Here is a 12,983-nt window from a genome sequence, read left to right on the forward strand (position 1 = left end):
ACTAGAGGACCAGCAGCATCCGGGTATTGCCCAGGGTGTTCGGCTTGACGTAGCTCAGGTCCAGGAATTCGGCCACGCCGACGTCATAGGAGCGTTGCATCTCCTCGAACACCTCGGCGGTCACCGGTGTGCCGTCGATCTCGGTGAAGCCGTGCCGGGCGAAGAACTCGGTCTCGAAGGTCAGCACGAACAGCCGCTGCAACTCCAACTCGCGGGCGACCTGCAGCAGGCGGTCGACGATCGCGTGTCCGATACCGCGACCGGTCAGGGTCGGGTCCACCGCGATGGTGCGTACTTCGCCAAGGTCTGACCACAGCACATGCAGGGCGCCGCAGCCCACCACCTGCTCGTCGGCGTCGGTGGCAACCCAGAATTCCTGGACCGCTTCATAGAGCGTCACCAGGTTCTTTTCCAGCAGGATCTTGCCCGCATAAACGTCCACCAGCTGCTTGATCGCCGGGACGTCCGAGGTGCGTGCGCGCCGGACCACGGGCCGTCCGGCCGGTCGATCCGCCGCAAGATTCACAGCTGCACAGTATCGGTTTCTCATTTCGGGCTGGGCAACAGATATTCTGACCCCGTGTCGGGACAGCCAAAAACCGGTCCAGCGGTGACGCATGTCCCCGTGGTCAATCTTGCGAACGCGTTGACCGTCATGCGGATGGGGCTGGTCCCGGTCTTCCTGCTGGCGTTGTTCGCCGAGGATGGCCACGATCCGAAGACCCGTATCGCGGCGTTCGTCATCTTTGCCATTGCCATCATCACCGACCGGCTGGACGGCACCCTGGCGCGCAATTACGGCATGGTTACCGAGTTCGGCACGCTGGCCGACCCGATCGCCGACAAGGCGCTGATCGGCGCAGCGCTGATCGGTCTGTCGATGCTGGGCGACCTGTGGTGGTGGGTGACGGTGCTGATTCTGGCTCGCGAGATCGGGATCACCCTGCTCAGGTTCGCCGTGCTGCACCGTGGAGTGATCCCGGCCAGCCGCGGCGGCAAACTCAAGACCCTGGTGCAGGCGGTCGGCATCGGGCTGCTCATCTTGCCGCTGGCGGGCCCCTGGCTGGTGACGGCCTGGACGGTGATGACCGCGGCGGTGATCCTGACGGTGTTGACCGGCGTGGACTACGTCGTCTCGGCGGTTACCGACCTGCGCGGCGGGCCAGTTCGAAGCTGACCCGAATGAAGCCGGCGGTTCAGCGAGGCTCGACGGAGGAGAGGCGAAGCTGGGACCGCCGAATGAAGCCGGCGGTTCAGCGAGGCTCGACGGAGGAGAGGCGAAGCTGGGACCGCCGAATGAAACTGTCGAATCCGGGAACCCATTAGGGCGTCGCGCGCGTTGACCTTGGTGACTGTCGGTTTCCAAGGGTGACCCGTAAGGGGGAGTGCACGATGACGACATTGCTGCGGGAGTCGGTCGGCGAGGTGCTGCGCCAGGCCCGGACGGCTCAGGGGCGCACGCTGCGTGAGGTGTCGGACGCGGCGCGGGTCAGCCTCGGCTACCTCTCGGAGGTCGAACGGGGCCGCAAGGAAGCGTCCAGTGAGCTGCTCAACGCGATCTGTGCGGCATTGCGCATCCCGTTGTCGACTGTGCTCTTCGACGCCGGAACCCGGCTGGCTCAGGCCGAGCGGGCCGAACTGGCAGTGCGCAACGCCCACGGTGGCGCGGTGACCCGCATCGATGCCGGTACCAAGGTGGTGATCCCGCCGATTCGTACGCTGGCATCGGCGGCCTCGGCGTGACGCGCCCGGCCTGAACACCCACCCGAGCACCGTCGACCCGATAAATTGATCACCGGTACCGGCGGTAGCGCGACAACACTGGAAACAAGCAGACGGAGCTGACTGATGGCCAACCCGTTCGTCAAGGCGTGGAAGTACCTGATGGCGCTGTTCAACTCGAAGATCGACGAGCACGCCGATCCGAAGGTGCAGATCCAGCAGGCGATCGAAGAGGCGCAGCGTCAGCACCAGGCCCTGACCCAGCAGGCGGCACAGGTGATCGGCAACCAGCGGCAGTTGGAGATGCGGCTGAACCGGCAGCTGGCCGACATTGAGAAGCTTCAGGTCAACGTGCGCCAAGCCCTGACGCTGGCCGACCAGGCCACGGCTGCCGGAGATGCCGCGAAGGCCACCGAGTACAACAACGCCGCCGAGGCGTTCGCGGCCCAGCTGGTCACCGCCGAACAGAGCGTGGAAGACCTCAAGGCCCTACATGATCAGGCGTTGTCGGCGGCCGTGCAGGCCAAGAAGGCCGTGGAGCAGAACGCCATGGTGTTGCAGCAGAAGATCGCCGAGCGCACCAAACTGCTCAGCCAGCTCGAGCAGGCCAAGATGCAGGAGCAGGTCAGCGCGTCACTGCGCTCGATGAGCGAGATCGCCGCTCCCGGAACCACTCCCAGCCTGGACGAGGTGCGCGACAAGATCGAACGGCGCTACGCCAACGCGATCGGGGCCGCCGAGTTGGCGCAGGGTTCGGTGCAGGGTCGGATGATCGAGGTCGAGCAGGCCGGCGTGCAGATGGCCGGCCATTCCCGGCTGGAGCAGATCCGGGCGTCCATGCGGGGCGAGTCGCTGCCCGCGGGTGGTTCCGCCACTGCCCCCGGACAGGCCACCCCGGCATCCCCGCAGTCCGGTGCCAATCCCACCCCCGAGAACCCGCTGGGACGGTAGTCAGGTGGCCGCGACACTCGGAGGCAGCGCTCGGCACCCACTGCTGCAGCGTGCCGTGGACCGGGCCAGCGAGGCTGCCGACCTGCTCGCCGACAAGCTGGGTGCGATCGCGGACCCCAGGGCCCGGATGCTGCGCAAGCGCCGGTGGGCGCTGCGGCTGGGTCTGTTCTTCACTGCCACCTGCGGATTCTGGACGCTGGTGACGGCCGTGCTGGCGTCCTGGTCGACCCCGGTATGGGTGCTGCTGATCACCGGGCTGGTCGCAGCGGGTGCGGCCGCGCCGGCGACGCTGTTGTTGCTGCGCTACCGCTGGCTGCGTGCGGCGCCGCTGCCGGCAGTGCGCTCCACCGCGGTGCGGCGCCTGCCGCCGCCCGGCTCGGCGGCACGACCGTCGATGTACGCGCTGGGCGCCTCCGAGCGGGGGATGGTCTCGCTGCTGGGTGTGCTCGAGCGGGGCCGGCTGCTGCCGGACGACGAGATCACCGAACTGACGGCAGCGGTCAACCGCGCCGCGTCGACGATGGCGGCCACCGCCGCCGAGGTGGTGTCGATGGAGCGCGCCGTACAGCACAGCGCCCAATCACGTCAGTACCTGGTGCCGACGATCAACGCGTTCACCGCTCAGCTCAGTGCCGGCGTTCGCCAGTACAACGAGATGGTCACCGCCGCAGCGCAACTGGTGGCGTCGGCCAACGACGGCTCGACGACGTCGGCCGGCGATCCGGCGAATTCCCCGATGTCGCAGCGGCGCTACCGCGAAGAGCTGGTCGGTGCGACCGAGAAGATGCTGGGCTGGGCGCAGGCCTTCGACGAACTGGCCGAGTTGCCCCGGGTCGTCTAGATGTCGTCGCTGCGCTGATCGACCGAGTCCGGCCGCGGCCCGTAGCGTTCCTCGTAGGACCGGTGAATGTGGGCGTCGCGCTCGCGCTTGCGTGCGTTGGCGAGCTCCGGGTTCAGACCGTGCATCCGCAGCATGTGCGTGCGCCACACCTTGTTGAGCGCGTGCGCGAACAGGATCACCATGAACCAGATCGGGAACGTCATGCTGAAACGCGTCATGAAGTCTGTCGGAAAGAACCAGAACGGGATCAGGATGAGCGTCGTCGGCACGGCGGCGCGCAGGATCATCCGGACGGTGGCACCCGGGCCGGCCAGGTCGTTGCGGACCCAGTCCAGCAGTTCTGGCGGCAACGGGCGGCCGTAGCAGTAGCGGAGGTATTGGATCGGAGTTGGGCGCTGAGGCTTTGAAACTTGACGCACAGCGATGACCCTAGAACGTCGGCCGCAGCGCCGGGAACACGGTGGCCGCCACCGCGCGCAGCGTCGCCTTGAACATGTCCAGGAAGTCGAAGTAGTCACGCCACAACGTGATCCGTCCGTGGTGCACCTCGAAGACTCCGCACACCCAGAACTGCAGCCGCAGCGGTCCCAGCGTCAGCGCATCGGTGCGCTCGGTGAGCACTGACGAGCCGTCGGCGGCGATGCGATGGATCTTCACGTCGAAAGCCGCCCGGCCGGCCATCCGCCCAAACACTCCGATGGTGGCGCTGCGGCCGTAGATGGTCGGCAGCCCGACGTTCTGGTACACCACGTCCTCGGCGAGCGCCGCCGCCGCGGTGTCGAGGTCCTCGTCGCGCAGGGCGTCGAGGAAGGTCTCTACGGTGCGGATGTTGGCGGCGGCCTCAACAGCATCCTGCTGGCCAGTCAGTTCGGTCATGCCTGCCACCCTAGGCCTGAGGGGCTGTGGCACGGTAGGCCGATGCGAGTCGTAGTGGTAGCCGGCCCAGATCCCGGTCACGCGTTCCCGGCGATCGCGTTGTGCAGGCGCTTCGCGGCGGCCGGAGACACGGCGACGCTGCTGACCGGGGTGCAGTGGCTCGACACCGCGCGGGCCGCCGGGGTGGACGCCGCGGAGCTGCTGGGACTCGATCCCACCGCCGCCGACGACGACGCCGACGACGGGGCCAAGCTGCATCACCGTGCGGCGCGCATGGCGGTGGAAAACCGCGATCAGCTGCGAGCTCTGGCGCCGGATCTGGTGGTCTCCGACGTCATCACGGCTTGTGGGGGAATGGCCGCCGAGCTGCTCGGCATCGGGTGGGTGGAACTCAGTCCGCACCCGCTGTACCTGCCGTCGAAGGGACTGCCGCCGATCGGCAGCGGGCTGGCACCGGGCACCGGGGTGCGTGGCCGGCTGCGTGATGCGGTGATGCGCTCGTTGACGGCACGGTCGGTACGCGGTGGCCTGCGTCAGCGTGCCGAAGCGCGGGTGGGTATCGGTCTGCCGGGCGACGATCCCGGGCCGCTGCGGCGCCTGATCGCCACGCTGCCCGCGCTCGAGGTGCCCCGGCCCGACTGGCCCGCCGAGGCCGTCGTGGTCGGACCGTTGCACTTCGAGCCGACCGAGCAGGTGCTGACCGTACCGCCGGGCTCCGGTCCGCTGGTGGTGGTGGCGCCATCCACCGCCTCCACCGGCGCCGCCGGGCTGGCCGAGCTCGCCCTGGAGCATCTGGTGCCCGGTGCCGGACTGCCCGACGGCGCCCGGCTGGCGGTGTCGCGTCTGGGCGGCCCGCCCCTGGAGCTGCCGTCATGGGCCGTCGCCGGGTTGGGGCGCCAGGACGAACTGTTAACGCACGCCGACGTGGTTGTCTGCGGCGGCGGGCACGGCATGGTGGCCAAGACGCTGCTGGGCGGGGTACCGCTGGTGGTGGTGCCCGGTGGCGGCGATCAGTGGGAGATCGCCAATCGCGTGGTGCGCCAAGGCAGTGGGCGGCTGATCCGCCCGTTGACCGGGCCGGCATTGGCCGAGGCGGTGGGCGCGGTGTTGGCGTCGCCGAGCTACCGCGATGCGGCGCGGCGCGCCGCAGGCACGGCCACTGACGTCGCCGATCCGGTACGGGTGTGCCACGAGGCACTGTCGGGCACTGGGTAGGTTGGGTAGGTGCGCCTGACCGAATTCCGCGAACTGGTCACGATGCGTTTCGGTGCCGCCTACGGCACCTCGGTGCTCTCCGACCACGTGCTGGCCGCGGTAGGCGGACGGACCGCGGCGCAGGCCATCGAGGACGGCGTGGAGCCGCGTGACGTGTGGTGGGCGCTGTGCTCGGACTTCGACGTGCCGCGCGATCAGTGGTGAAGCTGGTCGTTGCGCGCCACGATGCTGCGGACCAGGGCGACGGAGAGATCTGAGCAGATCGCGGCCAGTTCCGTCGTGGTCTCGACCGGATTGTCGAGCCAGGTTTCGATGATCTGGTTGACACCGCCGACGATGAACAGTGCACCCCGGCGCAGTTCTTCCGGCCCGAGATTCTGACCGTCCAGGACGCCCGGGGCATGTTCGACGATGGCGTCGGTGATCAAGTCGAGGATGCCCGCGCGGTGCTCGTTGAGCCCCGGAATCGCGGACAGGTCACTGGTGGCGATGCGGTGGATGCAGGGATCGGCGGCGATCAGGTCGAGAAAGGCCGTCAGCGCGGACCGGAGTTTGTCCGACAGCGTGCCGGGGTCACCGATCCCGGCGGTGACCATCGCCTCGAGCAGCTGGTCGCGGACGTCGTCGGAGACCGCGAAGAACAGCGCGTCGCGATTGGGAAACTGTTCGTAGAAATAGCGCGGGGTGAGCCCCGCGGCGGTGCAGACGCCGCGGACGGTGACCTCGCCGATGCCCGATTCGCCCCAGATCTGGCGGCCGGCGGCCAGCAACTTGCTACGGCGCTCGGCGCGGCGGTCCACCGCGCTGATTCCGCCGTAGTCACGCACCACCTCAGGGCGTTTCATTGACATCACCCTACTAGCGACCGTAAATTCGGAATACGGATGTTATCCAAAATAGCGCTGGAGGCCACCCGATGAACGCGCCTGTACTGACCGTCCCTGCCCGGCACCCGGCTGGACCGGGCGCCGTACCGGTCAGCATTCGGGTGCTGGCGACGGCGCTGGCGATCACCAAGCCCACGCCGCAGCGGTGGCGCCAGATCGGTGAAGACCTGACCGTCGGCGACGAGCCGATGCAGCGGCTGGTCGAGTGGATGTCGAGCGCGGGGGCCCAAGAGACCCGCCCGATCTTCGAACAGATCCTGGCCCGCGGTCTGGACAGCGTGCCGGATGCACCGGCGCCGCTGCGGGAGTTCTTCGGCGAGTTCGAGCCGATCCCGGACTGGGTCGACATGGCCCGAGTGCGCCGTGGTCAGCGGGCTCTGCGCCGCGGCGGTGCCGACGGCACCTACATCGCCCGGGACGTGTCGTTCCTCGGTGGCTATCAATTCTCCTCGTTCAACAAGACGCTGCTGCGCACCGGTGTGCTGGAGAAGGGCTCGAACAAGCGCTTCGCCGAGACCCTGCAATGGGCGCTGGACGTCAGCGGCGAAGGAGGGCTGGAGCCACTCGGGGCCGGCTATCAGGCCACCATCCGGGTTCGGCTGATCCACGAATACGTTCGCCGGCACGTCGCCGCGCTGCCGGATTGGCGCAGTGACGAATGGGGCCTGCCGGTCAACCAGACCGACATGGCCGCCACCCTGGTGGGAGCGCTGATCGCGCCACCGGCCGGCGGGCTGGCGCTGGGAATCGTGCTGTCCCCGGGCGAACTGGAGGACATTGCGCACCTGACTCGCTATGTCGGCTGGCTGATGGGGGTCCGAGACGACTGGCTGCCCACCAGCTTCCGGGACGGCATCCGCATCCTCTATCAGACCCTCGGTGCGCTTTCGGCGCCCGATGAGACCACCAAGCAGTTGGCGGCCCCGATGGCCGACGATCCGCTGGAATGGCAGTTCGGTGCCATGACCGGCGTGCGGCGCCGTATCGCACGCGCCCAGCATCTCTCGCTGACCAGCAGCTTTCTCGGGCCGCGCACGATGCGAAAACTGGGCCTGCCGGTCTTCGTGCTGCCGTGGTACCCACTGCTGCGGCTGCCGGTGAACCTGGCCCGCAGCGCCGCGGCCCTGGCCCTGCCCGGCGGCCGGGCTCGCGCGGCGCGGCGTGGGCGGCGCGAGCAAGAGGCGTTCATGCGGACCATGATGGGCGCCGAAGACACCACGATCGGGGCTTCCGCGCACGTCATGGCGGTGGTCTGACCGGGCGTCAAAGTCCGACACGCCGACACGCCGCGTGTCGGACTTGATTCGAACATTCGTTCGCCTACTGTGGAGGCAGTTCGTTCGGCCTGACGGGTTTGTCAGACCCCGTCGCTAGCGTCACGGCCAACCGACCGAGAACCGGTCAACCGAACTACCGAACCACAGGAGAGGCATCATGGCGCAAGCGCCCGATCGCGAAAAAGCACTCGAACTGGCGATGGCCCAGATCGACAAGAACTTCGGCAAAGGCTCGGTGATGCGCCTCGGAGACGAGGTGCGCCAGCCGATCTCGGTCATCCCGACCGGCTCGATCGCCCTGGACGTGGCGCTGGGCATCGGCGGCCTGCCCCGGGGCCGGGTCGTCGAGATCTACGGCCCGGAGTCCTCTGGTAAGACCACCGTGGCGCTGCACGCAGTGGCCAACGCCCAGGCCGCCGGCGGGATCGCGGCGTTCATCGACGCCGAGCACGCGCTGGACCCCGAATACGCCAAGAAGCTCGGCGTGGACACCGATTCGTTGCTGGTGTCCCAGCCCGACACCGGGGAGCAGGCGCTGGAGATCGCCGACACGCTTATCCGCTCCGGCGCGCTGGACATCCTGGTCATCGACTCGGTGGCCGCCCTGGTGCCGCGCGCGGAGATCGAGGGTGAGATGGGGGACAGTCACGTCGGTCTGCAGGCCCGGTTGATGAGCCAGGCGCTGCGGAAGATGACCGGTGCGCTGAATAATTCGGGCACCACCGCCATCTTCATCAACCAGCTGCGGGAGAAGATCGGGGTGATGTTCGGCAGTCCCGAAACCACCACGGGTGGAAAGGCTTTGAAGTTCTACGCCTCGGTTCGCCTCGATGTTCGGCGGATTGAGACCCTCAAAGACGGCACCGACGCGGTCGGCAACCGCACCCGGGTCAAGGTGGTCAAGAACAAGGTGTCGCCGCCGTTCAAGCAGGCAGAGTTCGACATCCTGTACGGCCGGGGCATCAGCCGTGAGGGGTCGCTGATCGACATGGGCGTGGACCAGGGCTTCATCCGCAAGTCCGGTTCCTGGTTCACCTACGACGGCGAACAGCTGGGGCAGGGCAAGGAGAACGCCCGCAACTACCTGCTGACCAACCGTGACGTGGCCAACGAGATCGAGAAGAAGATCAAGGAGAAGCTCGGTATCGGCGCCGTGCTGACCGATGAGCTGGCCGATGATGTTCTGCCCGCCCCCGTCGACTTCTGAGTCGGTCGAGGCAGCAGAGCCCAAGCGCGAGGAACAGGCGAAGACACTGTGCCTTCGCCTGCTCACCGTCCGGGCCCGCACCCGCGCCGAGCTCGCCGGCCAGCTGACCAAGCGCGGCTACCCCGACGAGGTCAGTGACCGGGTGTTGGACCGGCTGACCACAGCCGGATTGATCGACGACACCGACTTCGCCGAACAGTGGGTGCGATCCCGGCGCGAGCACGCGGGCAAGGGCCGCAAGGCGTTGGCCGCGGAGTTGCGCACCAAAGGTGTCGACGAGGACGTGATTGCCGAGGCGCTGGAGGGCATCGACGCCGCCGCCGAGCGCGACCGAGCCGAGCAACTGGTGCATGCCAAGCTTCGCCGGGAGACCCTTGGCGCCGACGACGTGAAGGTCACCCGTCGGTTGGTGGCGATGCTGGCGCGGCGCGGCTACAACCCGTCGATGGCTTATGACGTGGTCAGTACCGAACTGGCTGCTGAACGAGAACGTCGCCGGGTGTGAAGGGGTGGACTAGGCGTCTTCCTCGACCTCGTCCGTGCTGGTGAAGACTTCCTTGGTCCGTTCGACGGCGTGAGTGGCGATCTCCATAGAGTCCTGGACGATCGCGCTGACGCCGCCGGAGATGTCCCCGCGAATGATGTCGCCGGCGTCCTCGACGATGTCCGAGGCCTTCTCGACGGCGTGCGCGGCGATGTCGCGCGCAGCGTTGAATGCGTCCTTGGGGGTGATGGCCATCCGAGTCTCCTGTCGTTAGCTGTCGAGTCCGACTCTAGACGGCGGACACCGTGCGCGCAGTCCCTAAACGACCCGGGCACCCGGGGTGCCCTCCGGCTCAATTGTGGCTGCGCCCAAGGGGGACTGGCGGGCCCGGCGCAGCCGCCGCTCCAGCCCGATGGCACCGGCCGAGAGCACCATATTTCCGGTGATCATCAGCGCCGCGATCACCAGCAGTGCGGGCAGGTAGTTGCTGTACTGGGAGCCCACGACGGTGCCTTGGCGCACCATCTCCACGAACGTGATCTGGTAGCCGATCGCGGTGTCCTTGAGCACCACCACCAGTTGTGACACCAGCACCGGCAGCATCGCAGTGACGGCCTGCGGCAGCAGGACCAGCCGCATCGAGGCGCCCCAGCCCAGGCCCAACGCGGCGGCCGCCTCCGACTGTCCGCCGGGCAGGGCCTTCACCCCCGCCCGCACGATCTCGGCGATGACGGCGCCGTTGTAGAGGGTCAGCCCGGTCACCACCCCGGCCAGCGCGATCTGTTGCGGTGGAAACGCGTTGAGCAGCCCATAGACGAAGTAGGCGAAGATCATCATGATCAGCACCGGAATCGCCCGGAAGAACTCCACGGCCACCGCGCAACTGAAGCGAATCGGCCGGATCTGCGACAGCCGGCCGACCCCGAGCCCGACCCCCAGGATCAGCGCGAGCCCAATGGACCAGGCCGCCGCGGTCAGCGTCCCGGCTACCCCGGGCAGCACGTAGGTCCGCCACAGATCCGCAGTCAGAAACGGCGCCCACTTCTCCGCGGTCAGCTGCCCTTTGGCCGACAACCGCGAGTACACCAGCCAGCCGAGCAGCCCCGCAGCCAGCACCGTCACCAGCGACAATGCCCGGTAGCGGACGCGGGCCCGGGGTCCCGGGGTGTCGAACAGCACCGTCGCGCGGGGCGCCGGCCTCATCGCGACACCGCCCAGCGCCGGTCCAGATAGCCGAACAACAGGCCCAGCGGCAGGGTGAGCACGACGAAGCCTGCGGCGAACACCGCGCCCACCCCGAGCAGCGCCGCGGTGTTCTCGGTCATCGACTTCATCAGCAGCGCCGCTTCGGCGACCCCGATAGCAGAGGCCAGGGTGGTGTTCTTCGTCAGCGCGATCAGCACCGAGCCCAGCGGGATGATCACGGCCCGAAAAGCCTGGGGGAGCAAGATGATCCGAAGATTCTGGGTGAAGCTCAATCCCAGCGAACGAGCGGCCTCGGCCTGCCCGATCCCCACCGTGTTGACCCCGGAGCGCACCGCCTCACACACGAACGATGCCGTGTACACACCTAAGCCCAGCACCGCCAGGCGAAAGTTGCTGTCGTCGATCGACGTCGGCGACTGCGGATCGGTCAGCGAGACCCCCAGCGTCTGGGCCAGGCCGAACGAGCACAGCAGCAACAGCAGAGTCAGCGGGGTATTGCGCACCAGATGGACGTAGCCGCCGCCGAGCCACCGCAGCACCGGTACCGGAGCCAGCCGCATCGCAGCCAATCCGGTGCCCAGGATCAGCGCCAGCGTGCCGGACAACACCGCCAACTCGACGGTGACGGTGAAGGATTGGAGGATCTGGCCCCGATACTGGGCGAACATCATCGTTCGATCGGCGGCGGCTCGGGCACTGCGAACCCGGCGGGGCCGAAGTTGTCCACGAACGCCGCCCGCCAGGAACCGTCGCGTTCCATCTCGGCGAGGGCGTCGTTGATCCGCTGCCGCAACCCTTCGTTGCCCTTTTGCACGCCTATCCCGTAGAGCTCTTCTGAAAATCGTTCGCCGACCAGCTTGAAGGCCCCGGGGCTCTGGGCGGAATAGCCGGCCAGGATCACGTCATCGGTGGTCACCGCGTCGATCGCACCGTTGCGCAGGGCCTCCACGCACGCCGAGTAGGTGTCGTAGCGCTGCAGCTGTACGCCCGGATAGCGGTCCTTGATCCGTTGCGCGGGCGTCGAGCCCGACACCGAACACAGCTTCTTGTGTCGCTGCAGCGATGCGGTACCGGTGATGTCGGTGTTGTCGGCGCGCACCAACAGTGACTGCCCGGTGAGCAGGTAGGGGCCGGCGAAGTCGACCTTCTGGCGCCGCGAATCGGTAATCGAATAGGTGGCCACCAGGTAGTCGACCTGGCCGTTGCGCAGCAACATCTCGCGCTGCCCGGATGGGGCCTCGATCCAGGCGATGCGGTCCGGCGGGTACCCCAGCCGGGCCGCGACGTAGCGGGCCACGTCGACATCGAATCCGCCGAGCGTGCCGTCGGGTTTCTTGACGCTCAACCCGGGCTGGTCGAACTTGACGCCGACGGTGATCTTGCCGCTGTCATGAGCGGTGCACCCCCCGCAGGGCGCAGTCAGTGCGGCCACCATCGTCAGGACGGCACAGGCTCGCGCCAGCGCTGCCAGGGCTCGCACCGTCAGCATCAGTGGTCGAGGACCTTGGCGAGAAAGTCTTGGGCCCGTGCGGATTTCGGGGCAGCAAAGAACTCTGCGGGAGCGGCCTCCTCGACGATGGCGCCGTCGGCCATGAACACCACCCGGTCGGCTGCGCGGCGGGCGAAGCCCATCTCGTGGGTGACCACCACCATGGTCATCCCGTCGTCGGCCAGCGTGGACATCACATCGAGCACTTCACTGATCATCTCCGGGTCCAGGGCACTGGTCGGCTCGTCGAACAGCATCACTTTCGGGTTCATCGCCAGCGAACGCGCGATCGCCACTCGCTGCTGCTGTCCGCCGGAGAGCTGTGCGGGATGTTTGTGGGCCTGATCGGCCACCCCGACCCGCTCCAGCAGTGCCACCGCCTGGCGCTGCGCCTGCGCCCGGGGCATCTTGTGCACCTTCATCGGTGCCAGTGTGACGTTGTCCAGGATGGTCTTGTGCGGAAACAGGTTGAACGACTGGAACACCATGCCGACCTGGGCCCGGAGCCGGGCCAGCGCCGCACCTTCGGCCGGCAGCGGCTGTCCGTCGAGGGATATGGTGCCGGAGTCGATCACTTCGAGCCGGTTGATGGTGCGGCACAGCGTGGACTTGCCCGAGCCCGACGGGCCCAGGATCGCCACCACCTCGCCGCGAGCGACCTCGAGGTTGATGTCTTTGAGCACATGCAGGCCGCCGAAGAACTTGTTGACGTCGTGGATCGCGATCATCGGCACCAGATCCGGCCCGCCGCTGGTCATGGGATCTGACCCTACCCAGGAAGCCACCGTGCGGGCGCCGCTATCGGCCTGGTCACTCCGATCGACACAG

Annotated in this window: 18 protein-coding genes; 9 read left to right on the forward strand and 9 right to left on the reverse strand. The window is 67.7% G+C overall.

The features are described from left to right. Window position 1: 1 nt before the first annotated feature. Entirely contained in the window at window positions 2–550 is a 549-nt protein-coding gene (locus ACJH5R_RS04200) for an amino-acid N-acetyltransferase (RefSeq protein WP_406759139.1), read from the reverse strand. Window positions 551–580: 30 nt separating this feature from the next. Between ACJH5R_RS04200 and pgsA the strand changes: the two genes are divergently transcribed. The 4 genes from pgsA to pspM all read left to right on the forward strand — a co-directional run bounded on the left by pgsA (window position 581) and on the right by pspM (window position 3,514). Next, window positions 581–1,177 (forward strand): CDP-diacylglycerol--glycerol-3-phosphate 3-phosphatidyltransferase, encoded by a 597-nt coding sequence (gene pgsA / locus ACJH5R_RS04205; protein WP_406759138.1) that lies wholly within the window; start codon window positions 581–583, stop codon window positions 1,175–1,177. A gap of 215 nt (window positions 1,178–1,392) precedes the next feature. Continuing rightward, on the forward strand, window positions 1,393–1,743 hold the full coding sequence (clgR, locus tag ACJH5R_RS04210; RefSeq protein WP_406759137.1) for a transcriptional regulator ClgR: 351 nt from the start codon (window positions 1,393–1,395) through the stop codon (window positions 1,741–1,743). Window positions 1,744–1,848: 105 nt separating this feature from the next. Beyond that, entirely contained in the window at window positions 1,849–2,673 is an 825-nt protein-coding gene (gene pspA, locus ACJH5R_RS04215; RefSeq protein WP_406759136.1) for a phage shock protein PspA, read from the forward strand. A gap of 4 nt (window positions 2,674–2,677) precedes the next feature. Beyond that, complete coding sequence (pspM, locus tag ACJH5R_RS04220) at window positions 2,678–3,514, forward strand: phage shock envelope stress response protein PspM (RefSeq protein WP_406759135.1); 837 nt, start codon at window positions 2,678–2,680, stop codon at window positions 3,512–3,514. On the opposite strand, the gene ACJH5R_RS04225 is transcribed toward pspM, so the two are convergent. After that, window positions 3,511–3,933, reverse strand: a complete 423-nt coding sequence (locus ACJH5R_RS04225; RefSeq protein ID WP_406759134.1) for a DUF5313 domain-containing protein — start codon at window positions 3,931–3,933, stop codon at window positions 3,511–3,513. The two genes, pspM and ACJH5R_RS04225, sit on opposite strands and share 4 nt — an antisense overlap. A 10-nt stretch (window positions 3,934–3,943) precedes the next feature. Beyond that, window positions 3,944–4,390: a limonene-1,2-epoxide hydrolase family protein gene (locus ACJH5R_RS04230; RefSeq protein ID WP_406759133.1), complete on the reverse strand. Its 447-nt coding sequence runs from the start codon at window positions 4,388–4,390 to the stop codon at window positions 3,944–3,946. 42 nt (window positions 4,391–4,432) lie between these two features. Between ACJH5R_RS04230 and ACJH5R_RS04235 the strand changes: the two genes are divergently transcribed. Further along, window positions 4,433–5,605, forward strand: a complete 1,173-nt coding sequence (locus tag ACJH5R_RS04235; RefSeq protein WP_406781373.1) for a glycosyltransferase — start codon at window positions 4,433–4,435, stop codon at window positions 5,603–5,605. Window positions 5,606–5,614: 9 nt separating this feature from the next. Beyond that, window positions 5,615–5,809 (forward strand): DUF3046 domain-containing protein, encoded by a 195-nt coding sequence (locus ACJH5R_RS04240; RefSeq protein ID WP_406759131.1) that lies wholly within the window; start codon window positions 5,615–5,617, stop codon window positions 5,807–5,809. On the opposite strand, the gene ACJH5R_RS04245 is transcribed toward ACJH5R_RS04240, so the two are convergent. Further along, window positions 5,800–6,450, reverse strand: a complete 651-nt coding sequence (locus ACJH5R_RS04245; RefSeq protein ID WP_406759130.1) for a TetR/AcrR family transcriptional regulator — start codon at window positions 6,448–6,450, stop codon at window positions 5,800–5,802. The genes ACJH5R_RS04240 and ACJH5R_RS04245 overlap by 10 nt on opposite strands. 71 nt (window positions 6,451–6,521) lie before the next feature. On the opposite strand from ACJH5R_RS04245, the gene ACJH5R_RS04250 reads away from it, so the two are divergent. The 3 genes from ACJH5R_RS04250 to recX all read left to right on the forward strand — a co-directional run bounded on the left by ACJH5R_RS04250 (window position 6,522) and on the right by recX (window position 9,481). After that, window positions 6,522–7,748 (forward strand): oxygenase MpaB family protein, encoded by a 1,227-nt coding sequence (locus tag ACJH5R_RS04250; protein WP_406781374.1) that lies wholly within the window; start codon window positions 6,522–6,524, stop codon window positions 7,746–7,748. 178 nt (window positions 7,749–7,926) lie between these two features. Next, complete coding sequence (gene recA, locus ACJH5R_RS04255; protein ID WP_406759128.1) at window positions 7,927–8,976, forward strand: recombinase RecA; 1,050 nt, start codon at window positions 7,927–7,929, stop codon at window positions 8,974–8,976. Next, on the forward strand, window positions 8,945–9,481 hold the full coding sequence (recX, locus tag ACJH5R_RS04260; RefSeq protein ID WP_406781602.1) for a recombination regulator RecX: 537 nt from the start codon (window positions 8,945–8,947) through the stop codon (window positions 9,479–9,481). Before recA ends, recX begins: the two co-directional genes overlap by 32 nt. Window positions 9,482–9,490: 9 nt before the next feature. On the opposite strand, the gene ACJH5R_RS04265 is transcribed toward recX, so the two are convergent. The 5 genes from ACJH5R_RS04265 to ACJH5R_RS04285 all read right to left on the reverse strand — a co-directional run bounded on the left by ACJH5R_RS04265 (window position 9,491) and on the right by ACJH5R_RS04285 (window position 12,913). Beyond that, the gene (locus ACJH5R_RS04265) at window positions 9,491–9,715 is read right to left on the reverse strand and encodes a hypothetical protein (protein WP_406759127.1); all 225 of its coding nucleotides are present in this window, start codon (window positions 9,713–9,715) and stop codon (window positions 9,491–9,493) included. A 63-nt stretch (window positions 9,716–9,778) separates the two neighbouring features. Next, complete coding sequence (locus ACJH5R_RS04270; RefSeq protein ID WP_406781375.1) at window positions 9,779–10,663, reverse strand: amino acid ABC transporter permease; 885 nt, start codon at window positions 10,661–10,663, stop codon at window positions 9,779–9,781. After that, window positions 10,660–11,337 carry an amino acid ABC transporter permease gene (locus ACJH5R_RS04275; RefSeq protein ID WP_406781376.1) on the reverse strand — a complete coding sequence of 226 codons (678 nt, stop codon included), beginning with the start codon at window positions 11,335–11,337 and terminating at the stop codon, window positions 10,660–10,662. The genes ACJH5R_RS04270 and ACJH5R_RS04275 overlap by 4 nt, the downstream gene beginning before the upstream one ends. Next, the gene (locus ACJH5R_RS04280; RefSeq protein WP_406759124.1) at window positions 11,334–12,155 is read right to left on the reverse strand and encodes a glutamate ABC transporter substrate-binding protein; all 822 of its coding nucleotides are present in this window, start codon (window positions 12,153–12,155) and stop codon (window positions 11,334–11,336) included. The genes ACJH5R_RS04275 and ACJH5R_RS04280 overlap by 4 nt, the downstream gene beginning before the upstream one ends. After that, window positions 12,155–12,913, reverse strand: a complete 759-nt coding sequence (locus ACJH5R_RS04285; protein WP_406781377.1) for an amino acid ABC transporter ATP-binding protein — start codon at window positions 12,911–12,913, stop codon at window positions 12,155–12,157. The genes ACJH5R_RS04280 and ACJH5R_RS04285 overlap by 1 nt, the downstream gene beginning before the upstream one ends. Window positions 12,914–12,983: the final 70 nt, after the last annotated feature.

It is taken from the genome of Mycobacterium sp. SMC-19 (assembly GCF_045310815.1).
Taxonomy (GTDB): domain Bacteria; phylum Actinomycetota; class Actinomycetes; order Mycobacteriales; family Mycobacteriaceae; genus Mycobacterium.